The sequence below is a fragment of the Pseudarthrobacter sp. BRE9 genome, assembly GCF_031844305.1.
GTDB lineage: Bacteria > Actinomycetota > Actinomycetes > Actinomycetales > Micrococcaceae > Arthrobacter.
The window spans coordinates 99,925-122,965 of sequence record NZ_JAUZUY010000008.1 but is presented as its reverse complement, the minus strand read 5'-3'; the positions used below and the strand labels follow the sequence as shown (position 1 = coordinate 122,965).

The window sequence follows — 23,041 nt, the reverse complement described above, 5'->3', positions numbered from 1 at the left end:
GCGCTGTGTGAAAAGATCAACCATGCACGCAATGCAGCACTCCAGCAAGCTTGAAAACGTCCGGTACGAACTCCGGGGTCCGGTCCTGCAGGCGGCCAAAAACATGGAGGCCGAGGGGCACCGGATCCTCAAGATGAACCTCGGGGACACGGCGCCGTTCGGCCTGGAGGCACCGGAGTCCGTGGTGGTGGACATGATCCACCACCTCCGCGGCGCCCAGGGCTACAGTGACTCCAAGGGCATCTTCACTGCACGGACCGCCATCTCGCAGTATTACCAGACGCGTGGCTTGATGAACATCGGGGTCGAGGACATCGTGATCGGCAACGGGGTCAGCGAACTGATCTCCATGTGCTTGCAGGCGTTCATGGAAAACGGCGACGAGATCCTGGTCCCCGCCCCGGACTACCCGCTGTGGACCGCCGCCGTGACCCTGACCGGCGGCAAGCCGGTGCACTATCTGTGCGACGAGGCGGAGAACTGGTGGCCGGACATGGCCGACGTCGAAGCGAAGATCAGCAGCCGCACCAAGGGCATCGTGATCATCAACCCGAACAACCCCACCGGCGCCGTCTACCCACGCCACATCCTGGAACAGTTCGCGGCACTGGCCCGGAAGCACAACCTGGTCCTGTTCTCGGACGAGATCTACGAGAAAGTGCTCTACGAAGACGCAACGCACATCCACACTGCATCGGTGGCAGAGGACGAGTGCTGCCTGACGTTCAGCGGCCTGTCCAAGGCCTACCGGATGCCGGGCTACCGGGCCGGCTGGGTGGCCATTACCGGGCCGCTTGCCGCTACCGCCGCGTACCGTGAAGGCCTTGAGCTGCTTGCCTCGCTGCGCTTGTGCGCCAACGTTCCCGCCCAGCACGCCATCCAAACCTGCCTGGGCGGCTACCAGAGCATCGAGGCGCTGGTAAAACCCGGCGGCCGGCTGCGCGAGCAGCGGGACCTTGCCCACCAGCTCCTGACTGCCATTCCCGGCGTCAGCTGCGTGCCGGCGTCGGGCGCCATGTATCTGTTCCCACGCCTGGATCCGGAACTGTATCCGATCGCCAACGACGAGAAATTCGTCCTGGACCTGCTCCGGGACCAAAAGATCCTGATCTCCCACGGCTCGGCCTTCAACTGGCCCGCGCCGGACCACTTCAGGTTCGTGATCCTTCCCTCGGTACTGGACATTGAGGAAGCTGTCCGGAGGATCTCCACCTTCCTTGCCGCCTACCGCAACGGCACGGACACGTAAAAACCGACACATCAAGCGGAGGCATGAAACCGGTGCGGCGCGAAGAACTAACCGCGTGCTAACCGCCGGGAAACCGCTACGCAACATTCCCGGCCCACACTGGGTAGTGCAGGCAAGAGCCGGCACCAGCTCCAGCCAGGAGGCCCCCGATGTTGAAGAAAGCGACCACGCATGTAACCAGAGTCCGCGCGCTGGACCAGCTCCACCGCGGTGACGAAATCGAAGCCCGCCTCTCCGTGGGCCCTTCCTACGACGACGTGGTGATCCGCCGCGGCAGCGTGCAGGAAACGGCGCCCGGCATCGGAGTGGTGTGGATCCTGGACCGGATCACGGGGGTCCGGAAGGCAATCAATACGGACGAGTGCAGCGTTTGGCGCGTGGCGTAACGAACTGGAGGTGGGGCTGCGGGCGTAGCCAGTAAGGGCTGCCCGCCGCCTTATCCCACTCCGGTCAGCCGCCTGCCACGGACTGGATCACCAGGACCTCCTGGCCCGGCTCCACCTCGGTATCCAGGCCCTGCAACCGCCGCACCTCGTCGCCGCCGACGTAGATGTTAACGAACCGCCGCAGCGCGCCGGTTTCGTCACGAAGCCTCCGGCCCAGCACGGCATACTCGGAGGCCACCGCGTCAAGCAGGCTGCCCACCGTTACCGGCCCCTCCGCGGGCGCAGTCAGCACGGACTGCCCGCCGGCCAGGGGCTGCAGGACACTGGGCAGCACCAGCGAAATCTCAGGCACCGGCCACCACGGCCGCCCTGACGCACAGGACATCGGGCAGGTGGGAAGCCACCTCCCTGAATGTCTCCCCTTCATCCGCACTCGCATAGACCGACCCGCCGCGTGTACCGAAGTACACCCCGGCGGGATCTCCGGTGTCCACGGACGCGGCGTCCCGGAGCACGCTGTTGTATTCGTGCTCCGGGAGCCCGGTGCTGAGCTGCTTCCAGGTGTTCCCGGCGTCGTCCGTGCGGTGGACGGCCAGCCTTCCGTCGGGAGGGATGCGTTCGCCGTCGGCCTTCAGCGGAATAACCCAGGCGGTGCCGTCCCGGCGGGGATGCGTGAGCATCACGAAGCCGAAGTCGGCAGGCAGGCCCTCTGCGATGGAGTTCCAGCTGTCTGCATTGTCGTCCGTGCGGTAGACCCCGTGGTGGTTCTGGGCGTACAGGCGTCCTTCCACTGCGGCATCCGCGGCGATCTTGTGCACGCACTGGCCGAACTCGGGATTTGGGTCCGGCATGAAATACGCCGAAATGCCCTTGTTGCGCGCCTCCCACGAGGTGCCGCCGTCGAGCGACCGGTACACGCCCCCGGTACTCATGGCAACGTGCACCGTTTCCCCGGCAGGCTGGACCACGATCGAATGCGCCGCCGCCCCGCCGTAGCCGGCTCCCCACTCACTGCGGTGCGGGTGGTCCCACAGGCCGCGGTTCAGCTCGAAGTGTTCCCCGCCGTCGGTGGATTTCCAGACAGAGATCGGTTCGGCTCCCGCCCACACAACTCCGGGACGGGACTCGGAGTCCGGGTAAATCTGCCAGACCCGCTCAAGTGCTGCCCCGGTGTCCTCAAGGAACTTGATGGCGCCCTGTTCCGGCTCGGTCCAACTGGCACCGAGGTCATCGGAGTGGGCAACTGTTGGTCCCCAGTGCGGGCTGCGGACACCCACCAGGATGCGCGTGCGGCCCTCCCTGGTATCGATCCCAATGCTGGGGATCTCCGCCATAAGAAAGTGCGGGCCTGAGAAGGACCACTCCTGCCTGTCCGGGCTGGTGGCCAGCCACAGCCCCTTCTTGGTCCCGATTGCCAGGACATATGATTCTGCCGCCGTTGCCATGCGGACCATGCAACCACCGGATGCGCCACCGCGCAACGGTTCCGAGGCGTGCGGGCTCCCCTATCGCCGGCAGGCAGGAGTCAGTCCACGAACTCGGACTGCGTCTGGATGAAGTCCCAGTCCGCGACGGTGAGCGCTGCGGCCGGATTGTCCGGATGCGGACCGCCCGCCTCCGCGATGCCCTGGAGCACCGGAAGGGGCAGCTCCTCCGCGTAGAGGTTCTCCCGCAGCCACTCCTTGCTGGCGAGGTCAAGGTCCAGCCACCACATGAAGATTTCCATGATTCCCCCTTCCTGGGGTCGGTTTAAACGTTAGGCGCGGCCGCGACGGCGGACAAGGTGCAGCACCCGGAAGCAGGTGGATCCGGCAGGGTTTCGGGTACTGGCAAGTAACCTGGCCGTCCGCTGCCGGAAAAAGACGAGTATCCCCTACTGGCGACTGTCCCGGGCGGCGCCCCTAGCCTGAAATCTCAAAGCAAGCTGACCGTGCTGCTGGGGCATACGGCGTCACCGCTGGCCTTTCCTCACCATGGTCCGTTTCACACATATATGGGGAGACAACATGAAACGCACCTTTGCCACTCTGGGGGTGGTGGGGCTCGGCCTCATCAGCCTCACTGCGCCCGCCATGGCCGCCTCCGACCAGGTGGTGGTCTGCCACTGGGACGGAAGTACCCTGGTGCAGATGGGGTTCAATGCCAACGGGACGGGCGGACACGACCAGCACCCGGAAGACATCATTCCTCCCACCGCCAAACTGCCCGCGGGCAAGAACTGGACCAACGCGGGAAAGACCCGTTACGTCAACGAGTGCGGGGCGTCGCTGCCGCCGGGTGAGGTGATCGATCCGGTGGTTACGCCGCCCGTGGTGGAGCAGCCGCCGGTGGTGACCCCTCCTGCAGAGCAGCCGCCCGTCGTCGTCGACAATCCCGTGACGGAGCAGCCCGTGGTGGAGCAGCCCGTCGTGCAGCCGCCCGTCGTCCTCGACTATCCCGTGGTCACGCCGCCTGTGGTAGTGCAGCCGGCGGCGGAATCACCGGCCGCCGTAGCTCCGGCTGCTGCACCCGCACAGCCGGCACCTGCCAAGCAGGTTGCCGCCGCACCGAAGGCAGCACCCAAGGCTGCCCCGGCTGCGGCTCCCGTCAGCGTCGGCACGAACCAGGGCTACAACGCCCAGACGGCGGTGGGAGCACCGGAGGCCGGCCCGGGCTGGCTTGCAGGCCTCGCAGCACTGGCCGCCGCCGGAGCAGCGGTGGCGGTACGCCGCCGCTCCCGTCCACTGCACACCGGCGGCTAGGCCCGCCACTGCCAGTGGCCCCCTGACAAGGAAGGCGTCCTGCCAGTGCCCGGCAGGGCGCCTTCCTTCCAACCCCGCCAACCCATGAGGAGTGCCATGCGACAGGATCGAAGCCGGCATGCAGCCCCCCAACGGGGGATTTGGCGGCGCGTATGGTTCCGGTGGAACAGCGGTGACCTGGCCATCCTTTTCTGCGGTGTCCTCGCGTTCCTGTCGTTTACTCTCGGCGCCCCCCTGCTCCATCCCGCGCCGCATCTGGCAACGGGGAACGCCCCCGCTTCGGCGGCCCTGGTTCCCGGCGGCACCGCTTCCGGCGGCACTGTTTCCGGAAACGTTGACTCCGGAAGCAGGGCGGCTCCTATCGCGGAGACGGGCCTGCCGGCCGCCACCCCGGCGCAGGACCAGCCTCCGGCAGGACTGGACCTTCCGGTGGCTTCCCCGCCTGTGCGCATCCGCTACCCGTCAGCCGCCCTCGACGTGGCCATCCACCCGCTGGACCTGGACAGCGGAGCCCAATCCAGCCGGACCATTGAACCCCCTGCAACCAAGGACGGTTACTGGCTCACGCCGTTCGGGGTCCCGGGCAAGGACTCCGGCAACACCACCTACGTGATCGGCCACAGCTGGGAAGGTGCGGACGCTCCCTTCAACCACCTCAGTTCAGCGGCCGCCGTCGGCGACCGGCTGGAAGTGGAAACAACGGCCGGAACCATCAGCTACCGGGTGGACAGCGTCACGACGTACCTGAAGTCCAGCCTCAAGGACAGTCCCGTCTGGGATATGGTTCCCAACCGCCTGGTCCTCATCAGCTGCTACACCGAGGACCCGTGGGGCAAGAACGTCGTAGTCACCGCATACCCCGGCGTTCCCTAGGTCTGCAGGCCCATGCTCCGGAGGCCGGACGGGTCCAAGGTACCTGTTCACGCCGGCCGGGCCGGCGGACAATTGGCGTCATGACACGGGAACACTTCGACGGCGGCCCGCTGCTGGTGGGAATCATGCCCAAACAGCACCCGGAGGTTCTCCAGGCCGCGGCCACTTTGGCTGCCCGGTTGTCCACGCCGCTGGTCTGTGCGTATGTGGACGAAGCCAGCTACCTGGTGGAATGGGACCCGGCCCGCTCCGCCCACCGGCTTTCCCGGCACCCAGACGCAGATGACGACATGCTGGCGCTGACAACCGAGTTGAAAGCACAGGTCCAGGCCGCAGTGAACAAGCCCGCGTCCGTCGGCGGACCTCTGCAGTGGTCCTTCCGCACCCTTACCGGGGACCCTGCCCGGGCCCTGGCTCAGCTGGCCGCCGAACTGGATGCCCCCGTGATCATTGTGGGTACCTCGGAACGCGGATTCACGCACCGGCTCTCGGAGGCACTCAACGGATCGGTCGGAACATGGTTAAGCCACCACCAGGGCCGGCCGGTGCTGGTGGTTCCCTACCGAATGCCGGCGCATGAAGACCGGTTTTGAGCAGCGGATGCAGGGGTCAAGACCCCCGATTAAGGGCCGGCTTAAAGTAAAGCGAAAGTACTTATTCGCGGTGCTGGCGCAGTGCCCGAACCAGCCAGTAAGCTGAGTCAAGCAGGACCGGTCCACGCAAGTGGGAGCCCGGGATTGCCCAAAAGCTGCTCCGGAGTGCGTATCCCCCAATAACGCACTCCGGAGCTTTTTTGTGCCCTCCGCTGCCTGGCCAGTCCCTTTCGGCGGGCTCCCGCTATACCCCCAAGGGGTACTTGCGCCTATACCCCCATGGGGTATAAGTTTGAGTCTATGAACGCAATCGAAGAAGCCGTCGCGGGCGTTGCAGCGGATGAACCGGCCTTGGAGGCCGGCGCCGCACCCCAGCACGGTTACGCGGGAAACAAGGATGCGTACCTTCGCCGCCTGAAGCGTATTGAGGGGCAGGTCCGTGGCATTGCCCGGATGGTGGATGAGGACAAATACTGCATCGACATCCTCACCCAGGTTGCCGCCGTCACCAAGGCCCTGCACGCAGTCAGCCTCGGGCTGGTCGAGGAACATATCGGCCACTGCGTGGTGGGTGCAGCCTCAGAACCAGACCCGGAAGCCCGCGCTGAAGCCATTGATGCCAAGGTCAAGGAAGCCGCCGACGCCATCGGCCGCCTGCTTCGCTGACACTACTCCACACCCAATTCCGGCCACCGCCGGCCCCAATGAAGGAGCAAGCCATGAGCACCACCTCCCCCACCACCACGACCATCAGCGTCTCCGGCATGACCTGCGGGCACTGCGTGTCGGCCGTCAGTGAAGAACTCGAATCCCTCGCAGGCGTTGAAGCAGTGGACGTGGAACTGAACGCCGGTGGCATTTCCACCGTGACCATTACCTCAAACAAGGAACTCCCGCCTGCGGACATCGGCGAAGCCGTGGCCGAGGCGGGCTATCTGGTAGTCGCCAACGAGGCCTAGAAACCCTTCAACGGAAAGCTGACATGAGCCACCAGGAACTGCTGCACCCACCCGTGACCCGGGTCGTCGAACTGGACATCGAGGGGATGACCTGCGCGTCCTGCGTCAACCGGGTGGAAAAGAAGCTCGGGAAGCTCGACGGCGTGGCGGCTACAGTGAACCTGCCGCTCGAATCGGCCTATGTCACAGTCCCCGAAGGCATTACCGACGAGCAACTTGTGGACACGGTCAACGCTGCAGGCTACACCGCAAGGGTCCGTGCGCCCCGCGGTCCGGTCGACGAGGCCGGGGACTTGCGGCAGTATGCGTCTAAGCAGGGCCCACGGCGGGAGGGTTCCCCGGACGAGCTTGCGAGTCCAGGGAACGGCCGCGGAGGAACGAACGAGCACGCAGAGCATGTGTCCGGCATCGCCGCGAAGCTCCGTCCGCGCCTCATCCTCGCCGCGGCGCTGACAATTCCGGTGTTCCTGGTCAGCATGGTTCCGGCATTCCAGTTCCCGAATTGGGGCTGGGCGGCGGCGGTCCTGGCGTTGCCGGTTGTCACGTGGGCGGCGTGGCCCTTCCACCGGGCGGCAGCGATCAATGCCCGCCATCTCGCCTCCACGATGGATACCTTGGTGTCGCTCGGAGTGGCCGCCGCCTACCTCTTTTCGGCCTGGCAGCTGCTGGCGGACCCGCGCCTGACGGAGCACCCCCGCATGGAGGGCATGTCCGGGGGCCTGTACTTCGAGGTGGCGTCTGTGGTCACCACCTTCCTGCTCCTGGGCCGGTACCTGGAGGCCAGTGCCAAGCACAAAGCCGGCGATGCCCTCCAGGCCCTGCTGAACCTGGGCGCCAAGGATGCCACCGTCCTGCGCGGCGGCCTGGAGGAGAAGATCCCTGCCGACCGGCTGCAGGTGGGCGACGTCCTGGTGGTCCGGCCGGGTGAGAAGATCGCCACCGACGGGGTGGTGGTGGACGGTGCCTCCGCCGTGGATGCCTCCCTGGTCACGGGTGAGTCCGTCCCGGTCGAGGTGGGGCCCGACAGCCGCGTCACGGGTGCAACCATCAATACCTCCGGCCGCCTGCTGGTCAGGGCAACCCGGGTTGGTGCCGAGACCACCCTGGCGCAGATGGCACGCTTGGTATCGCTGGCGCAGACCGGCAAGGCGCCCATCGCCCGGCTCGCCGACCGCATCAGCTCCGTTTTCGTCCCCGTGGTCCTGGCCATTGCCGCCCTGACGTTCGTGCTCTGGCTCCTCTTCGCCGGCCCCGGAACCGACGGCAGCGACCTGCGGCAGGCCTTCACCGCCGCCGTCGCGGTGCTGGTGATCGCCTGCCCGTGTGCGCTTGGCTTGGCCACCCCGGTTGGCCTGCTGACAGGCACCGGCCGCGGTGCCCAGCTGGGCATCCTGATCAAGGGCCCCCAGGTCCTGGAAGATACCCGCACCGTGGACACCATCCTGCTGGACAAGACCGGGACCGTCACCACCGGTGTCCTGTCAGTGGATGCCACGCAAGCGTTCCCCGGTTTCCAGGATGGGGACATCCTCCGCCTCGCCGGAGCCGTAGAGGCGGCCAGCGAGCACCCGGTGGCCCGCGCCATCGCGGCAGCAGCAGTTTCCGCTGCACGTTCGGCCCACGCAGTGCACGACGGCGGCGCCTTGCCGTCCGTGCATGGAACGCCAGTTCACTTGCTGCCAGGTCACTTGCCGCCAGTTCAGGGGTTCAATTCCGCCCCGGGCGGTGGAGTGTCGGGAACCGTCGAGGGCAGGCAAGTGATGGCTGGGCGGAGCGGCTGGCTGGAGCAGAACGGAATTGCGCTGGACGCCGGCCAGCGGGCGCAGCTGGCGGCTGCGGAGGAGGGCGGCGTCACCGCCATCTGCGTCGCAGTGGATGGCACGCCGGCCGGAATCATCAGCCTCAGGGACACCGTCAAGGACGGGTCCGCCGCCGCCGTCGCCCGGCTGAAGGCGCTGGGCCTGCGGCCCATCCTGCTGACTGGGGACAACGCCGCCGTCGCCGCCCGCGTGGCTGCCGCCGTCGGCATCGCTCCGGATGACGTCCATGCCGGCATCCTGCCGGAAGGGAAGGTCGAGGCAGTGCGGAAGCTGCAGGCGGCGGGTGCCACGGTGGCCATGGCCGGCGACGGCGTCAACGATGCCGCCGCACTGGCGCAGGCGGACCTCGGAATCGCGATGGGCTCGGGGACGGACGTGGCCATCGAAGCCGCGGACCTGACGGTAATGGGCAATGACCTCGCCCAGGTGGCCCAGGCCATTGAACTGTCGCGGAAGACCCTGGGCACCATCAAGACCAACCTGTTCTGGGCATTCTTCTACAACGCGGTGGGGATTCCGGTGGCGGCCCTGGGGCTGCTCAACCCAATGATCGCCGGCGCGGCCATGGCCGCCAGCTCCGTCCTGGTGGTGGCCAACTCGCTGCGGCTGCGCAGCTTCGGGAAGTCCCAGCGCTGAACTGCAGCGGGCTGCAGCGCTGGGCTGAAGCACTGGGCGCGGGGCCAGGGCGAGGGGTCAGGCGGCGCCGTAGCGGACCGCGGCGCGCCCTGGCCTTGGCCGCTTCGGCCTCCCGGTCCTTCGGCGCCGCCTGTGTCACCAGGGATTCCAGCAGGTGCTCCGTGATGTGGGCTATCTGGTGCACGGCCTCGTCAAAGGCCTCCTGGTTGGCCTTGGACGGCTTGGTGCTGCCGCTGACCTTGCGGACGTACTGCAGTGCAGCCGCATGCACCTCCTCGGACGTGGCGTGCGGCTCGAAGTTGTGAAGGGTTCGGATATTTCGGCACATAACGCCATGCTAGGCTCTTCCAACGCCTGGGATCGACCCCCTTTTCAGGGTCTCCTCCCGGCGTCCATGGGGAGCCCGGCATGGGCAGGGCTGCCCATCGACACTGTTTGGGGGCCGGGATAGGTTTTAGGCAATGGATCTTCCGGATGAGCCGGGGGGCCGCTGGGGATGCCGATCTGGTTCGGATCCACGACCTAACAAGGAGACACTGATGGCTATTTGGGGTGCAGACGTTGAGCAGCTTCGCCAGCTCGGCAGCAAGCTTCAGGCAGGGGCGTCCGAGATCGAGACGCAGAAGTCCACTCTCACCAAGGTCCTGAGCAGCACCAACTGGGAAGGCCCGGACGCCACCAAGTTCCGCAACGAGTGGTCCGGCACCCACACGGCCATGCTGACCAAGGTTGCCGAGGCACTGAAGGAAGCCGGCACGCAGGCCAAGCGCAACGCCGAGCAGCAGAGCCAGGCATCGAACTAGGCTTTATCGCCATATTGGCGGGGGCAGGGACACGGGATGGTGTCCCTGCCCCATTTTTTGGCGCCCGACGGCGGCGCCTGGCTTGGCGGACCTTCGAACCTACGGGACGGGCTCTACGTCGTTCGCGTGATCCAGCGGTGATGCCGACATGTGGGTGCCCCTTTTGCCACCCGGGGGATCAGTGGTGGCAGGCGAACGCAGCTCGTCGAGGCGGACCAGGACGACTCCGCCGACGATCAGTATGCCGCCCAGGAGTTGGATGGCACCGGGAAGCTCCCCGAGCAGCAGCCACGCCCAGACCACGGCGAACAGCACCTCGGTGAGCGACACGAAGGACGCCACTTTGGAACCGAGCGCCCGGGCCGCCATGACGCCGGAAACGTACGCCAGCACGGTGGCCAGCACCACCAGCCCGGCAAGCGAAACCCACCACGGCACGGTCCATGGGCCCAGGCTGGTGTCCGCAGCGCTGAAGGCCATGGGCAGCAGGCCTGTGGCGGCAGCGAGCCACATGACTGCGGCACCCACCATGAGGCCGCCGGAGGCCAGAACGATGGGCGGCAGGGTGTCATTTTCCTTCGCGGTAATGAAGAAGTAGATGGCCAGGCAGACCGCGGCCGCCATGCCCCACAGGACCCCCACCAGGTCAACCTTCACGGCTCCGGTAAGGTCCAGGACCAGAACCAGCCCGGCCAGGGACAGCAGCGTTCCGCCGGCCGTCAGCACGCGTGGGCGACGGCGGCTTGCGGCCCAGAGCCACAGGACGATGATCACCGGGGCCAGGTACTCCAGCAGGAGCGCGACGCCCACGGAGAGCCGGGCCACGGCGTTGAAGTAGAACAACTGGCATGCCGCCACCCCAATGAGCCCGAACAGCACGATGGTGAGCCAGTTGTCCTTCAACTGGTTCCAGCGGCCCTTAAGCGCCCATGCCGCGGGCAGGGCAAGGATCAGGGCAGCTGCAGTCAGTCGGGCGGTTACGGCCGCCCCGGGGGTCCAGCCGGTTTCCAGCAGCGACTTGGCGAAGGATCCGGACAAGCCAAAGACGGCGGAGGAGAACAGTGCGATGCCGAGCCCGGAGGCCTGGAAGCCGGCATGCCTGATAGGCACTTCCCGGGCGGGGTTGTGGTTTTGGGCGGCAGGCACCGGCGCCTCCTGTCAGGAGTAAAGTGGGGTAATGCTCATGACACTACGCTTGGGTGCTGTAAGGAGTCAACATGGTTTTCGCCCCTGACACTGAGGTGGCGCTGCGGACGGTGGTGAACCTCGTGAACACGGCCGCGAACGGCAGGGAAGGGTTGGCCTCCGTTGCGGACCTGGACAGCTTTCTGGCTGCGGAGCAGTTTTCCGGCTCCCGGAACCGGGACGCCGGGGAACTGGAAAGCGTGCGGCAGTTGCGCCGGGAACTGGCCGCAGTGTGGACAGCGGATGAAGACGCTGCCGTGGACACGGTCAACCGGTTGCTGCGGGACGCGAACGCGCTGCCGCAGCTGGTGAAGCACGATGGATGGGACTGGCATCTTCATGCCACGGCGCCCGAGGCACCCCTTGCCGACCGGATGAGCACCGAGGCGGCCATGGCCCTGGCCGATGTGATCCGCGGCAAGGAGATGGACAGGCTGCGGGTGTGCGAATCAGAGGACTGCGATGCCGCCGTGCTGGACCTGAGCCGCAACCGTTCCAAGCGGTACTGCGATACCGGCAACTGTGCCAACCGGGCGCATGTTGCGGCCTACCGGGCCCGGCAGGCCGCCGCGGGGTAGCGCTCTTGGTGCGGGTTGCGTAGTGGCATCCTGCAGCCGCAGCTAGCGCTGGGGAGTTCCGTCAGTGTCCTCGCCGGATGCCGGCGGGTTCTGGCTTCCGGAAGCACCAAAGCCGTGGCCTGGCCCTGCCTGGGATGCCCTTTTCGGTGCCGAACTCAGATTCACCCCTGATCCCTTGCCCAGGTGTTCGGCGTTCTCCTTGTAGCTCATGGACAGCATTGCGGCGATCACGAGGGTGGCGATGAAGGCGATGCCGGCGGCGGTGAAGGCGAGGTCAAAGCGGGGTGCGCGGGCGCTTCCCCCGGAGGCGAAGATCAACACCGCAACGAAGGCGACGACGGCCCAGAATGCCGAAAACATCAGCGGCCCCTTCACCGAGGTCCGCAGCTTGCGCGGTTTTCCTTGATGCTGGTCAGCCACAGTGGTTCCTCCCTGCAGGCGGCGTACGGCCGGCCTGGTGTATGAATTGCGGTGTCGCACCGGATTTTCTACAGAAAGTAGAAGGGCGCTCCTCCTAGTTTACGGCTTCCCCGCGCCGGCATGGGCATCATGCCGCAGCGTCAGGCCGGAAAGTACCCACAGGACACCGGAAATAATGGCGCCTCCGCCCGCCACGCCCAGCAGGGCATGGGCACCGAGGTTGATGAAGAAGGGCAACAGCAGTGCGGTTCCGATCCCGATGATCCCGGACGCAATCCAGTCGCGTGCAAGAACATGGCGGCCCCTGTGCTGCAGGCCGCAGGCAAGCTCGAGGATGCCGGCCACGCCCAGGCCAAGGGCTGCGATCACGCCGAACAGCAGGTCACTGTGCAGGAGGAGCACGGCAAAGCCGGCACCTGCCAGGACCGCTCCGCCGGCCGACAACAGCTTGCCCGGAGCCGAATTCTGCGCGAAGCCGGCCGCGGGGACGGTCCGCAGGGCGACCACACCGGCAGCCAGGAGATAGAGACCCCCGGCCCAGCCCATGACCTCCACGGACGGTGACGTCCAGAAGACCGTTACGGCGCCAAACACCAGGGCAGCGGCCGCACGGAGCAGGACGGGCTTCCAGAGGTCGTTACGGGCGGTGGTTCCGGGAGCAGCGCCCGCGGGGGTGGTTGGTTGCGTCACCGGTCCAGTTTAGTGGCGGCAGCTGGAAGATCTAACCGGTCTGCCCGCCCCGCCGGGATTGTCAGGCCGCCGTATTCCCAGGCAGAACTCAACTGTCAGACGGCGCCCAGCACCATCCAGCGGTCCGACCGGGCGCGCAGGCCGAGGGTCACGGCACGCGCCGCCATGTACCCCAGCGCGAAGGCCACCCAAAGCCAGCCAAGCCCGGAGGCGCCGGTGGCACGTGACAGCGCAACCGCTGCCAGCAGCGGCACGTAGACGGCAAGGTTCACCAGCCCCGCCAGGGCGAGGTACCGTGCGTCCCCCGCGCCGATCAGCACACCATCCAGGACAAACACGTAGCCGGCGATCGGCTGCCCGGCCGCCAGGACCCAGAGGGCAATGGTGAGCACCTGCTGCACCTGGGGATCCGCGGTGAACAGCAACCCCGCCCAGGGGGCGGCCGCGGCGAGCAGCAGACCCGTCACCACACCGAATCCGGCACCCCAGCGGATCATCGTTCGGGTCAGCAGCCGGGCCTTGGCCGCGTTGGACGCGCCGAGTTCCTTCCCAATGAGGGCCTGCGCCGCGATGGCCAGGGCATCCAGGGCGAACGCCAGGAAGGAAAAGATGGTCATGGCCAGCTGGTGGGCGGCAAGGTTGACCTCGCCCTGGGCCGTCACCACCAGCACCGTGGCCAGGATGGCGGCGCGCAGGCTGAGCGTGCGGAGCATCAGCCAGGATCCAACCCGCGTCATGCTGCGGACACCCTTCCAGCTGGGAAGCAGGCTGACGCCATGGCGTACGGCGCTGCGGCGTACCATCACCACATAGACAGCCGCCATGGCCCACTGGGCAAGGCTGGTGCCCACTGCGGAACCGACGACGGACATGCCCAGGCCGTACACAAGCCACAGGTTCAGGACAATGTTGACGCCGAATCCGGCCGTGGCCACTGCCAGCGGTGTGCGGGTATCCTGCAGTCCGCGGAGCACGCCGGTGCCGGCAAAGATCAACAGCATTGCCACCAGACCGGGCATGGACCACCGAAAGTAGTCGATGGCAAACGTCCGGACGCTTCCCGCGGCGCCCATCAGGTCGATCAGCGGCCCAGCCGCCGCGAAGCCTGCCACGGCAAGGAGCACGCCGAGAAGCAACGCCAGCCAGACGCCGTCGCGCCCTGCCGCGAGGGCCTTGCCCAACTGCCCGTCGCCAATGGCGCGGGCTACGGCGGGCGTCGTCGAATAGGCAAGGAAGACCATGAGTCCGACGGCGGTCTGCAGCACCGCCGATGCCAGCCCCACACCCGCCAGCTGCGCGACACCGAGATGCCCGACGATGGCGGAGTCCGCCAGCAGGAAGAGGGGTTCGGCCACGAGCGCGCCGAAAGCCGGGACTGCAAGGCGGAGGATCTCCCGGGCATGGCCCTGGGTGCCGGTCACGGCGGAAGGAGCGGGTTGTTGGGGCACGCTGCCAGCTTAACCGTGACCGCCGACAAGAAGAGCCCGGCATGAGAAAGCACACAGTACGTCACATTTAGTTGACTGTTCAACCAATCGTCCGGAAGAGTGGTACCCATGAACCAGTCACGACTCACCACCACCGCCCTCGCCGCCCTGCGCATCATCCTTGGCTTCCTCTTCGCAGCCCACGGGTGGCAGAAGTTCAACGAATGGACCATCGCCGGCACCCAGGCATCCTTCGCCAAAATGGGCGTTCCGGCAGCCGAGGTCATGGCACCCGCCATCGCCGTGCTGGAACTGGCGGGCGGCGTTGCCCTGGTCCTGGGGATCCTCACCCGCGTGGTGGCCGCCCTCCTTGCCCTGGATATGCTGGGTGCCCTCTTCCTGGTGCACGCTCCCGCCGGCATCTTTGCCGCAAACGGCGGCTACGAACTCGTCCTGCTCCTGGCCGCGGCGGCATTCGCACTGGCACTTACCGGAGCCGGCCGGCTTTCCCTGGACCGTGCCCTCTTCGGCGGCAACTCCCGGCTGGCCGTGCTGGCCTAGGAACACCTGCCCCAACCTCCCGGCGGCGGCTGGACACCCAGGGTGCCCGGCCGCCGTCGCGCGTTAAAGGCCGGTTCCCACGGCCGGCCGGCTTTCCGGCCCATCCTCGACAGCACAACGTCCTGCCCTGCTTCGGAAAGTTGGGAAAACGCTTGCCAAGGCGGCGTGGGGGCTGGTAGACCAGAAACTGTTGCAGTGAGAGCTGCATCACCCGCACCCAGGTCTCAGTTATCCACAACGGGTATTTCCCGGAACGTCATTCGCCGCGCCCTGATCCACACGGAATGCCGACGTGCTTTTGAATCGTTCCAATACCGCTCCTGGGAACCGCTTTGCCGCTCATCGAAGGAGATGTCAGTGAACAAACCCCCGCAAGCGATCCCCCGGCCCCCGGAAGGGCCGCCCTTCCGTAGGCGCCGCACCGCCTACACCGTGCGTGCGCTGACGGCGGCAGCCGCCGCCGCCGCCATGGCCTTCACAGGCCTTCCCGCCGTCCACGCGGAGACTGCGCTGCCCCCCGTGGGAAGCGGATTCAAGTTCGACTTTGGACCAGGCGCAACCGCCGATGGCTACACGGCCGTCGGTGCGGGCACGCAGTATTCGGCGGCAGCCAAATTCGGCTTTACCGACACCACCGTCACCTCCGGGGCTGACCGCGGCACGGGGGATGCCCTCCGGTCCGACTTCGTCCAGGCCCAGGGCAGCACCTTCCTGGTTGACCTGCCCAACGGCGACTACACGGTCAAGCTCATTGCCGGCGACGCAACGGAAGCGACCAACATCGCCATTACCGCCGAGAAGATGGCCAAAGTCCAGGCCACGGACAAGCCGGCGGGCCAATACCTGGAGATGGAATTCCCCATCTCTTTGGTGGACGGACAGCTGAACCTTGATTTCAGCGGCACCGCCGCCAAGATCAACTCGCTGGTCATCGCTGCACGGGCCCCCCGCACGGCCACCACTGACCCGGGCGTCTACCTTGCCGGAGATTCCACTGTCCAGACTTACGACGCCGGGTACGTTCCGCAGGCGGGCTGGGGACAGATGATTGACCGGTACTTCGACAGCTCGGTGACGTTCCGGAACCACGCCATTGGTGGCCGGAGCTCCAAGAACTTCATCAGCCAGGGCAGGCTGGACGAGATCCTTCGCGTCATCAACCCCGGGGACTACCTGATGGTGCAGTTCGGCCACAACGACGCCACCATCGGCGTGGACGACCGCTACGCGTCCCCCGCCGACTACAAGGAATACCTGCGGACCTACGTCCACGGGGCACGCCAGCGCGGCGCCGTTCCCATCCTCGTCACCCCTGTCGGCCGGCGTGATTACGACGAGGCCACGGGCAAGTTCAATGTCAGCTTTCCGGAGTACGTCGCCAAGATGCAGGAACTGGCAGCGGAAGAGAGCGTGGCCCTGGTGGACCTGTCCGCCTCAAGCCGCGCCTACTATGACGCCATTGGACCAGAGGACACAAAATCCGTGTTCCTTCACGTGGACGCCGGCATCTACCCCAACCGGCCCACCGGAACCGTGGACGACACGCACTTCCAGGAGTACGGCGCCATCCAGATCGCACGACTGGTGGCCAACGGGGTAAAGCAGCTCAATCTTCCTCTGGCCGCGCGTGCCAAGGAGATCGCGCCGCCGTCGTCCGTTCCCGCACAGCCGCAGGGCCTGGTGGCAGGCAGCATCTCCAACGCCGGGACGCTCCTCAAGTGGCAGCCGGTTGAGGGCGCAGACATCTACAAGGTGTACCGGAAGCTCGCCACCGAGCCGGACAGCGAATACAGACTCACCACCACGGCGACGGTGGCCACCGCCAACCTCGCAGGCCTTACGGAGGGCACGGCCTACAGCATCCGTGTGGCCGCCATGAACGGCAAAGGCCTCTCCGAGCCCAGCGCTCCGCTGGCAGTGACCACAAAGCTGGCCAAGTACAAGTTCGACTTCGGCCCGGCCGGAGCGCCCGTGGAGCCAGGCTACACCGAGGTCAACCGGACCATGCCCTACACGCCCGGCCGTGGATTCGGCTTCAAGGATGTCTCCGGCCTCAGCGACCGGGACCGGGGCGCCGTGACCAGCAACCTCCTGCGCGACTTCGTGCTCAGCGGGTCCAGCTTCGAATTCCAGCTTGACGTGCCCAACGGCACCTACGCGCTCAAGACCTACCACAGCGACTGGATCGGCTCCACCAGGACAGACGTGGCCGCCGAAGGCACCCCGTTCGGACAGGTGACCTCCAGCAAATCTTCCTCCGCAACGAAGATCATCAACCAGGTCCTGGTCACTGACGGCCAGCTGAACCTCACCATCAGCGGCTCGGGCCAGCGGTTGAACGGGCTGGAGGTGACCCCGCTGCTCGTAGGGCCCACCAACCTGCACACCACCGCTGTCAATGCGGCAGCTGAACCGCCGGCCGTGGACCTGGCATGGGACGCGGTGCCTGACGCGGCTTCCTACAAGGTCTTCCGGCAGGCATCCTTTGAGGCCGAACCCCAGCTCATCGCCTCCGACGTGAAGGGCGCAACGTATCAGGACACCACCGCATTCGCGGGGCTGAAATACAAGTACTTCGTTACCGCCGTCGACGGCACCGGCCTGGAATCGGTTCCCTCCAACACGCTGGAAGCCGCCCTGGTGGATCCTGCCACCCCGCCACCCGCAGCCCCGGGCAAGGTTGACGTCAAAGCCGTGGAAAAGACGAGCGTCACCCTGAAATGGCAAAGAGTCAAGGATGCGGCTGCCTACCAGGTGTACCGCTCCACTTCCCCGGACGGCCCCTTTGACTACGCAGGCCGCGCCACCGAGGTGAATTTCACGGACTTCACCGTCCTGACCACCATTCGCTACTACTACCGGGTCACGGCGGTGAATAAGGGCGGCGAGTCGGCGCCCTCCCCCGTCGCGGGCACGGAGAAGGTCACCGTGGTGAACCGCCAAATGGAGAACCTGGACCGTGCACCGGTAGCCCTGCTCACCAACGACGGGGTACGGCTGGGCTGGCGCATGCTGGGCCTGGACCCGGAGCAGGTGGGCTTCCACGTCATCCGGGACGGCGTCCAGCTCACCGACGAGCCAATCAGGAACAGCACCACGTTCCTGGACACGGCAGGAACAGCCTCCTCCAAGTACGTCATCAAAGCCGTGGGCAACGGCGGGGACCAGTTGACCGCCGAGTTCCAGCCGATGTCCCGGAACTACCTGGCCGTTCCACTCGATAAGCCGGCCGACGACTACACCAAGGACGGGCAGCCGTACACCTACTCCGCGGGGGACGCCAGCGTGGCGGACCTGGACGGCGACGGGGCATACGAGATACTCCAGATGTGGTCCCCGTCCAATTCCAAGGACAACTCACAGTCCGGTTACACCGGAACCGTGTACGTAGATGCCTACAAGATGGACGGCACCAAGCTCTGGCGCATCAACATGGGCCCGAACATCCGCGCGGGCGCCCACTACACGCAGCTGCTCGCCTACGACTTCGACGGCGACGGCAAGGCCGAGGTGGCCATGAAGACGGCCGACGGCACCCGGGACGCGGCCGGAACGGTGATCGGAAACGCCGGCGCTGACTACCGCAACAGCAGTGGCTACGTCCTCAGCGGACCCGAGTTCCTCACCGTATTCCACGGAGCCACCGGTACCATCATGGACACCGTGGCCTACGATCCTCCGCGCGGAGACGTCGGTGCATGGGGTGACACCTACGGGAACCGGGTGGACCGGTTCCTCGCGGCCGTTGCATACCTCGATGGCGAGCACCCGTCCATGATGTTCAGCCGCGGCTACTACACCCGGGCGGTGCTGGCTACCTACGACCTGGTGGGTGGCAAGATCAGCAAGCGCTGGACGTTCGATTCGGATGTCGCCGGTACCCAGTACCGTGGCCAGGGCAATCACAACATGTCCGTCCTCGACGTGGATGCTGACGGCAAGGACGAATTCGTCTTTGGTTCCATGACCATCGACGACAACGGCAAGCCCCTTTACAGCACGGGCCTGGGCCACGGCGACGCCATCCACACGAGCGACTTCGATCCATCAAGGCCGGGGCTGGAGACCTTCGCGGTGCACGAGGAAATGGGTGCAAGCGGGAACCTCGGAGCCACCTTCCGGGATTCGAGGACCGGCGAGGTGCTCTGGAGCATTCCCGCCGTCAAGGACACCGGCCGCGGAGCGATGGATGACATCGATCCCCGCTTCCCCGGCGCCGAAGGCTGGGCCATCGGCGGCGACGCTGCCTGGAATTCCCCCACGGGGCAGCTCCGCTCCGTCAAGGGTGAGCTGATTTCGGAAAAGATTCCGGCGGCCAACTTCCTGGCCTGGTGGGACGGTGACCTGCTGCGCGAAATCGTCGACCACGACTGGGACGCAGCAGCCAACAGCGGAACACCCAGCATCGCCAAGTGGAACTGGGAAACCCAGTCCAGTGACCGGCTGCTTACGGCCACCGGCGCCAAATCCAACAACGGCACCAAGGGAACGCCTGCCATCCAGGCCGATCTCCTTGGGGATTGGCGGGAGGAGATTGCCTGGCCCTCCGCGGACAGCACAGAACTCCGGATCTACACCACGGACGCCGCCACGGACACCCGCCTCCGGACCCTGATGCACGATCCGGTGTACCGGCAGTCGGTGGCCCGCGAAAACGTGGCCTACAACCAGCCGCCGCACCCGGGCTTCTATATCGGGGTGGGCATGGAGTTGCCGGCCCAACCGGATATCGTTTACACCCGCCGTTAGGGTAACGAACCACAACTGCCCCGTCCGCCGCCTGGCGGGCGGGGCAGTTTGTTTCAGGCCCGACCCGCCGGTAACCGGGGGCCTCAGTAAGATCGCAGCATGACTGAGACCGGCCGCCCCAACTCCGTGACCCTCCGATTCCTCGCCGCCCCCACCGACGTCGGGCACAGCGGCTCGGTAGATGCGGGCACGGTGCTTGAATGGGTGGACAAGGCCGCCTATGCCGCGGCGGTGGGCTGGGCCAAGTCCTACTGCGTTACCGCCTATGTGGGAAACATCCACTTCGCCAATCCCGTGAACAGTGGCGACATGGTGGAGGTGGAAGCAACCATCGTCTACACCGGCCGGTCCTCAATGCACATCCACACCGTGGTTTCGTCGGGAGACCCGAAAGGCGGCCCTGCCACCATGCGCAGCCAGTGCATGGTGATTTTCGTGGCCGTCGGCGAGGACGGCAAGCCCATCCCGGTCCAGCAGTTCGAACCGGGCACTCCTGCTGAGATCGAGCAGCGGAACCACGCGCTGGCCAGGATCAAGGTCCGGGAACAGATCGTGGAAGCCATGAACCGGCAGGAATATACCGGCGCCGGTACCGCCGAACGGGTGACGCTGAGGTTCATGGCCGCTCCAACGGACGTCAACTGGGGCGGCAAGGTCCACGGCGGCATTGTCATGAAGTGGATTGATGAGGCCGCGTATGTGTGCGCGTCACGCTACTGCGGCATGGATACCGTGGCGGTCTTCTCCGGTGGTGTGCGCTTCTACCGCCCGCTGCTCATTGGCCACGTGGTGGAGGTGGAGGCCCGGCTGGTTTACACCGGGACCAAGGGTATGCACATCGCCGTCCACGTCCGTTCGGGCGACCCGAAAGGCCGTGAACTGGCCCTCACCACGTACTGCCTTACCGTGATGGTGGCGCGGGACGACGAGGGCAACTCAGTACCTGTCCCGGCCTGGGTGCCGGTCACCGAGGAGGACAAGCGGCTTCACGCCCATGCGCGCGAACTCCTGGAGATCCGGGGTACCGCGCCGGGCAACCGCCTGCCGAACCACCTGCTCACGCAGGGCTGACCTAGAAGCCGCCGCCCCCGGTGTCACCGGCCATGTTGGCGAAGCGGGAGTAGTGGCCCTGGAAGGCCACCACAATGTCCTTGGTGGGACCGTTACGGTGCTTGGCCACCAGGATGTCCGCTTCCCCGGCACGGGGTGATTCCTTGTCATAGACGTCCTCGCGGTGAAGCAGGATGACCATGTCGGCGTCCTGCTCGATGGAGCCGGACTCGCGGAGGTCGGACACCATGGGCCGCTTGTCCTGCCGCTGTTCCGATCCACGGTTCAGCTGTGACAGGGCAATCACGGGGACCTGGAGTTCCTTGGCCAGCAGCTTGAGGGCACGCGAAAATTCGGAGACTTCCTGCTGGCGGGACTCCACTTTCTTTCCGGAGCTCATGAGCTGCAGGTAGTCCAGGATGACCAGCTTAAGATCGTGCTGCTGCTTCAGGCGGCGGCACTTGGCGCGGATTTCCATCAGTGACATGTTGGGGCTGTCGTCGATGAACAATGGGGCATCATTCATCCGGCCCATGGTGGTGGCGATCTTGGACCACTGTTCGTCCTTGATGGTTCCCTTGCGCAGGTCCTGGAGGCCAATGGTGGCTTCGGCGGACAGCAGGCGCATGGCGATCTCGTTGCGGCCCATTTCCAGGGAGAACATGACTGTGGAGAGGTTGTTCTTAATGGCGGCAGAGCGGGCGAAGTCCAGGGCGAACGTCGACTTACCAACGGCGGGGCGGGCCGCGATGACGATCATCTGGCCCGGGTGGAGCCCGTGGGTGAGCTCGTCGAGTTCGTAGAACCCGGTGGGGACACCCGTCATGCCCTCTCCGCGGTGGCCGGACGCCTCGATTTCGTCCACGGTGGACTCCATGACGTCCTTCAGCACCACGTAGTCCTCCGCGGTGCGGCGCTCCGCGACGGCGTAAACCTCCGCCTGCGCCTGGTTGACCAGGTCCTCCACCTCGCCGTCCGAGCCATAGCCCAGCTGGACGATCTTGGTTCCGGCATTCACCAGCCGGCGAAGTACCGCCCGTTCCGCCACGATCTCGGCGTAGTAGCCGGCGTTGGCTGCGGTGGGCACGGTCTGGATCAGTTCGTGCAGGTAGGCAGGGCCGCCGATCCTGTTGATCTCCGCGCGCTTGGTCAGCTCATCGGACACGGTGACGGCATCCGCGGGCTCACCGCGGCCGTAGAGGTCGATGATGGCCTCATAGATGGTCTCGTGCGCCGGCCGGTAGAAGTCCTGTCCGCGGAGAATCTCAACCACGTCCGCGATGGCGTCCTTGGACAGCATCATGCCGCCCAGAACCGACTGTTCGGCCGCGATGTCCTGGGGAGGCTTCCGGCTTGCGTCCGATCCACGGGTTGTCTCGACAGGGTCCAGATGCGCGATTGACAAAGCTGCCGTCCTCCATTTGTGCCGGGCCTGCCGGCCCGGCGATCCATCCTGTTCGCGGCAGCCGATAACCGGCTCCGCCACCTGTCCAGGTCTACCCGCAGGCCCTGACATTGAAGCTCCAGTGAAATCCACGCGCCGGCTCCAACCGGAGTTATCCCCACTGTCCACAGCTTTTCCACAGAGACACATGGGAGGCGGTTCACCGGGCTCCAAACCCCAGCAGGCACGCTCTGTTTGGGTCGTGGAGAACAGGTACCCCGCTACGCTAACTGCCGTGGCCCCAGCCGCAAAGCCAGCATGCCGCACCTGCTGTGGATAACCTGTGCAGTACGGGGCATACCTTGTGCACAGTCTGTGGGGAAGTCTGTGGATATCAAATTTTTTTGAGGGCTATACCGCCTGTGACCTGCGGAAACACTCCGACAAGCATGTGGAGTAAATATTTCTTCCGAGGAATTTCATCCACAGGTCCTGGGGGAGAGTACCGGCAGGAAGCAGGCTGACGGCGCAGCAGGGAAGGTCTGGACAAGGAAGTGGCGCTCCTCATATTCCTGGCGGGACGTCTGACCGGCGCCCGTCAGCACTGTATGCGAAGCAGTGAATATTGCTGTGGATAACCGCGATCTGGATTAGGCTCTATGTATGGGCGATCTACTGCTGGTGCTGTTGCCGGCGATAGTCTTGGTGGCGGTCATGTGGGGCATTGCCACTGCCCTGCGGCCGCGCGATGCGGGGACGTCGGAGGCCGAAAAGTACCAGCGGGAACTCGCCGAGCGCTCCGCCCGGCACTACGCAGCCCAGGTTGAGGCGGCCACGGCCGCACGCGCCCAGCTCGAGCGGAGCACCAGACCCAGCCAGAACGCCCAGGCATCATCGGACCTGGCTGCTGCCAGGAAGAATATAGAACGGCGTTAGA

General features: G+C 65.9%; 22 protein-coding genes and 1 pseudogene. 14 read left to right on the top strand and 9 right to left on the bottom strand.

The window, feature by feature from the left end:
• The first annotated feature begins 22 nt into the window (after window positions 1–22).
• Window positions 23–1,249 (top strand): pyridoxal phosphate-dependent aminotransferase, encoded by a 1,227-nt coding sequence (locus Q9R31_RS15060; RefSeq protein WP_311263515.1) that lies wholly within the window; start codon window positions 23–25, stop codon window positions 1,247–1,249.
• Between the two features lie 149 nt (window positions 1,250–1,398).
• The gene (locus Q9R31_RS15055) at window positions 1,399–1,635 is read left to right on the top strand and encodes a hypothetical protein (RefSeq protein ID WP_018762891.1); all 237 of its coding nucleotides are present in this window, start codon (window positions 1,399–1,401) and stop codon (window positions 1,633–1,635) included.
• A gap of 64 nt (window positions 1,636–1,699) precedes the next feature.
• Here Q9R31_RS15055 and Q9R31_RS15050 read toward each other — a convergent pair whose 3' ends face one another.
• The 3 genes from Q9R31_RS15050 to Q9R31_RS15040 all read right to left on the bottom strand — a co-directional run bounded on the left by Q9R31_RS15050 (window position 1,700) and on the right by Q9R31_RS15040 (window position 3,361).
• Entirely contained in the window at window positions 1,700–2,020 is a 321-nt protein-coding gene (locus Q9R31_RS15050) for a MoaD/ThiS family protein (protein ID WP_397428255.1), read from the bottom strand.
• Window positions 1,980–3,089 (bottom strand): exo-alpha-sialidase, encoded by a 1,110-nt coding sequence (locus Q9R31_RS15045; protein ID WP_311263513.1) that lies wholly within the window; start codon window positions 3,087–3,089, stop codon window positions 1,980–1,982. The genes Q9R31_RS15050 and Q9R31_RS15045 overlap by 41 nt, the downstream gene beginning before the upstream one ends.
• Window positions 3,090–3,160: 71 nt before the next feature.
• Window positions 3,161–3,361, bottom strand: a complete 201-nt coding sequence (locus Q9R31_RS15040) for a hypothetical protein (protein ID WP_311263512.1) — start codon at window positions 3,359–3,361, stop codon at window positions 3,161–3,163.
• Between the two features lie 280 nt (window positions 3,362–3,641).
• Between Q9R31_RS15040 and Q9R31_RS15035 the strand changes: the two genes are divergently transcribed.
• The 6 genes from Q9R31_RS15035 to Q9R31_RS15010 all read left to right on the top strand — a co-directional run bounded on the left by Q9R31_RS15035 (window position 3,642) and on the right by Q9R31_RS15010 (window position 9,257).
• A complete protein-coding gene (locus tag Q9R31_RS15035; RefSeq protein WP_311263511.1) occupies window positions 3,642–4,376 on the top strand; it encodes a hypothetical protein in 735 nt (244 codons plus the stop codon).
• Window positions 4,377–4,472: 96 nt separating this feature from the next.
• Window positions 4,473–5,249 carry a class F sortase gene (locus Q9R31_RS15030; protein WP_311263510.1) on the top strand — a complete coding sequence of 259 codons (777 nt, stop codon included), beginning with the start codon at window positions 4,473–4,475 and terminating at the stop codon, window positions 5,247–5,249.
• An 80-nt stretch (window positions 5,250–5,329) separates the two neighbouring features.
• A complete protein-coding gene (locus Q9R31_RS15025; protein ID WP_311263509.1) occupies window positions 5,330–5,842 on the top strand; it encodes a universal stress protein in 513 nt (170 codons plus the stop codon).
• 300 nt (window positions 5,843–6,142) lie between these two features.
• Window positions 6,143–6,508 (top strand): metal-sensitive transcriptional regulator, encoded by a 366-nt coding sequence (locus Q9R31_RS15020; RefSeq protein ID WP_311263508.1) that lies wholly within the window; start codon window positions 6,143–6,145, stop codon window positions 6,506–6,508.
• A 53-nt stretch (window positions 6,509–6,561) separates the two neighbouring features.
• Complete coding sequence (locus Q9R31_RS15015) at window positions 6,562–6,801, top strand: heavy-metal-associated domain-containing protein (protein WP_311263507.1); 240 nt, start codon at window positions 6,562–6,564, stop codon at window positions 6,799–6,801.
• Between the two features lie 23 nt (window positions 6,802–6,824).
• Window positions 6,825–9,257: a heavy metal translocating P-type ATPase gene (locus Q9R31_RS15010; protein WP_311263506.1), complete on the top strand. Its 2,433-nt coding sequence runs from the start codon at window positions 6,825–6,827 to the stop codon at window positions 9,255–9,257.
• Between the two features lie 57 nt (window positions 9,258–9,314).
• Here the strand turns inward: Q9R31_RS15010 and Q9R31_RS15005 are convergent.
• Window positions 9,315–9,585 (bottom strand): annotated as a pseudogene (locus tag Q9R31_RS15005) (DUF2277 domain-containing protein).
• A gap of 211 nt (window positions 9,586–9,796) precedes the next feature.
• Between Q9R31_RS15005 and Q9R31_RS15000 the strand changes: the two are divergent.
• Window positions 9,797–10,060, top strand: a complete 264-nt coding sequence (locus Q9R31_RS15000) for a WXG100 family type VII secretion target (RefSeq protein WP_311263505.1) — start codon at window positions 9,797–9,799, stop codon at window positions 10,058–10,060.
• Between the two features lie 99 nt (window positions 10,061–10,159).
• On the opposite strand, the gene Q9R31_RS14995 is transcribed toward Q9R31_RS15000, so the two are convergent.
• Window positions 10,160–11,206, bottom strand: coding sequence for an EamA family transporter (locus Q9R31_RS14995; RefSeq protein WP_311263504.1), 1,047 nt, complete (start codon window positions 11,204–11,206; stop codon window positions 10,160–10,162).
• Between the two features lie 71 nt (window positions 11,207–11,277).
• On the opposite strand from Q9R31_RS14995, the gene Q9R31_RS14990 reads away from it, so the two are divergent.
• Window positions 11,278–11,823, top strand: coding sequence for a CGNR zinc finger domain-containing protein (locus Q9R31_RS14990; protein ID WP_311263503.1), 546 nt, complete (start codon window positions 11,278–11,280; stop codon window positions 11,821–11,823).
• A gap of 42 nt (window positions 11,824–11,865) precedes the next feature.
• Here Q9R31_RS14990 and Q9R31_RS14985 read toward each other — a convergent pair whose 3' ends face one another.
• From Q9R31_RS14985 to Q9R31_RS14975, 3 genes are all read right to left on the bottom strand, one after another.
• Window positions 11,866–12,243: a hypothetical protein gene (locus Q9R31_RS14985; RefSeq protein ID WP_311263502.1), complete on the bottom strand. Its 378-nt coding sequence runs from the start codon at window positions 12,241–12,243 to the stop codon at window positions 11,866–11,868.
• 99 nt (window positions 12,244–12,342) lie between these two features.
• Window positions 12,343–12,933, bottom strand: coding sequence for a hypothetical protein (locus Q9R31_RS14980; protein ID WP_311263501.1), 591 nt, complete (start codon window positions 12,931–12,933; stop codon window positions 12,343–12,345).
• 95 nt (window positions 12,934–13,028) lie between these two features.
• Window positions 13,029–14,354 (bottom strand): MATE family efflux transporter, encoded by a 1,326-nt coding sequence (locus Q9R31_RS14975; RefSeq protein ID WP_311263603.1) that lies wholly within the window; start codon window positions 14,352–14,354, stop codon window positions 13,029–13,031.
• A gap of 135 nt (window positions 14,355–14,489) precedes the next feature.
• On the opposite strand from Q9R31_RS14975, the gene Q9R31_RS14970 reads away from it, so the two are divergent.
• From Q9R31_RS14970 to Q9R31_RS14960, 3 genes are all read left to right on the top strand, one after another.
• Window positions 14,490–14,921, top strand: coding sequence for a DoxX family protein (locus Q9R31_RS14970; RefSeq protein WP_311263500.1), 432 nt, complete (start codon window positions 14,490–14,492; stop codon window positions 14,919–14,921).
• A gap of 357 nt (window positions 14,922–15,278) precedes the next feature.
• Window positions 15,279–19,670 carry a fibronectin type III domain-containing protein gene (locus Q9R31_RS14965; RefSeq protein ID WP_311263498.1) on the top strand — a complete coding sequence of 1,464 codons (4,392 nt, stop codon included), beginning with the start codon at window positions 15,279–15,281 and terminating at the stop codon, window positions 19,668–19,670.
• A gap of 99 nt (window positions 19,671–19,769) precedes the next feature.
• Entirely contained in the window at window positions 19,770–20,741 is a 972-nt protein-coding gene (locus Q9R31_RS14960) for a hotdog domain-containing protein (RefSeq protein ID WP_311263497.1), read from the top strand.
• 1 nt (window position 20,742) lies between these two features.
• Here the strand turns inward: Q9R31_RS14960 and dnaB are convergent, their stop codons facing one another.
• Window positions 20,743–22,125 carry a replicative DNA helicase gene (gene dnaB, locus Q9R31_RS14955; RefSeq protein WP_142029535.1) on the bottom strand — a complete coding sequence of 461 codons (1,383 nt, stop codon included), beginning with the start codon at window positions 22,123–22,125 and terminating at the stop codon, window positions 20,743–20,745.
• A 642-nt stretch (window positions 22,126–22,767) separates the two neighbouring features.
• On the opposite strand from dnaB, the gene Q9R31_RS14950 reads away from it, so the two are divergent.
• Complete coding sequence (locus Q9R31_RS14950) at window positions 22,768–23,040, top strand: hypothetical protein (RefSeq protein WP_311263496.1); 273 nt, start codon at window positions 22,768–22,770, stop codon at window positions 23,038–23,040.
• The last annotated feature ends 1 nt before the right edge of the window (window position 23,041 follow it).

Excerpts from the sequence above, each read along its gene's own strand:
- Q9R31_RS15040 (WP_311263512.1), bottom strand. The coding sequence starts at position 3,361 with ATGGAAATCTTCATGTGGTGGCTGGACCTTGACCTCGCCAGCAAGGAG.
- Q9R31_RS15015 (WP_311263507.1), top strand. The coding sequence starts at position 6,562 with ATGAGCACCACCTCCCCCACCACCACGACCATCAGCGTCTCCGGCATG.
- Q9R31_RS14970 (WP_311263500.1), top strand. The coding sequence starts at position 14,490 with ATGAACCAGTCACGACTCACCACCACCGCCCTCGCCGCCCTGCGCATC.
- Q9R31_RS14960 (WP_311263497.1), top strand. The coding sequence starts at position 19,770 with ATGACTGAGACCGGCCGCCCCAACTCCGTGACCCTCCGATTCCTCGCC.
- Q9R31_RS14950 (WP_311263496.1), top strand. The coding sequence starts at position 22,768 with ATGGGCGATCTACTGCTGGTGCTGTTGCCGGCGATAGTCTTGGTGGCG.
- Q9R31_RS15035 (WP_311263511.1), top strand. The coding sequence starts at position 3,642 with ATGAAACGCACCTTTGCCACTCTGGGGGTGGTGGGGCTCGGCCTCATC.
- Q9R31_RS15050 (WP_397428255.1), bottom strand. The coding sequence starts at position 2,020 with ATGTCCTGTGCGTCAGGGCGGCCGTGGTGGCCGGTGCCTGAGATTTCG.
- Q9R31_RS15055 (WP_018762891.1), top strand. The coding sequence starts at position 1,399 with ATGTTGAAGAAAGCGACCACGCATGTAACCAGAGTCCGCGCGCTGGAC.
- Q9R31_RS15030 (WP_311263510.1), top strand. The coding sequence starts at position 4,473 with ATGCGACAGGATCGAAGCCGGCATGCAGCCCCCCAACGGGGGATTTGG.
- Q9R31_RS15025 (WP_311263509.1), top strand. The coding sequence starts at position 5,330 with ATGACACGGGAACACTTCGACGGCGGCCCGCTGCTGGTGGGAATCATG.
- Q9R31_RS15020 (WP_311263508.1), top strand. The coding sequence starts at position 6,143 with ATGAACGCAATCGAAGAAGCCGTCGCGGGCGTTGCAGCGGATGAACCG.
- Q9R31_RS15045 (WP_311263513.1), bottom strand. The coding sequence starts at position 3,089 with ATGGTCCGCATGGCAACGGCGGCAGAATCATATGTCCTGGCAATCGGG.
- Q9R31_RS15010 (WP_311263506.1), top strand. The coding sequence starts at position 6,825 with ATGAGCCACCAGGAACTGCTGCACCCACCCGTGACCCGGGTCGTCGAA.
- Q9R31_RS15000 (WP_311263505.1), top strand. The coding sequence starts at position 9,797 with ATGGCTATTTGGGGTGCAGACGTTGAGCAGCTTCGCCAGCTCGGCAGC.
- Q9R31_RS15060 (WP_311263515.1), top strand. The coding sequence starts at position 23 with ATGCACGCAATGCAGCACTCCAGCAAGCTTGAAAACGTCCGGTACGAA.
- Q9R31_RS14990 (WP_311263503.1), top strand. The coding sequence starts at position 11,278 with ATGGTTTTCGCCCCTGACACTGAGGTGGCGCTGCGGACGGTGGTGAAC.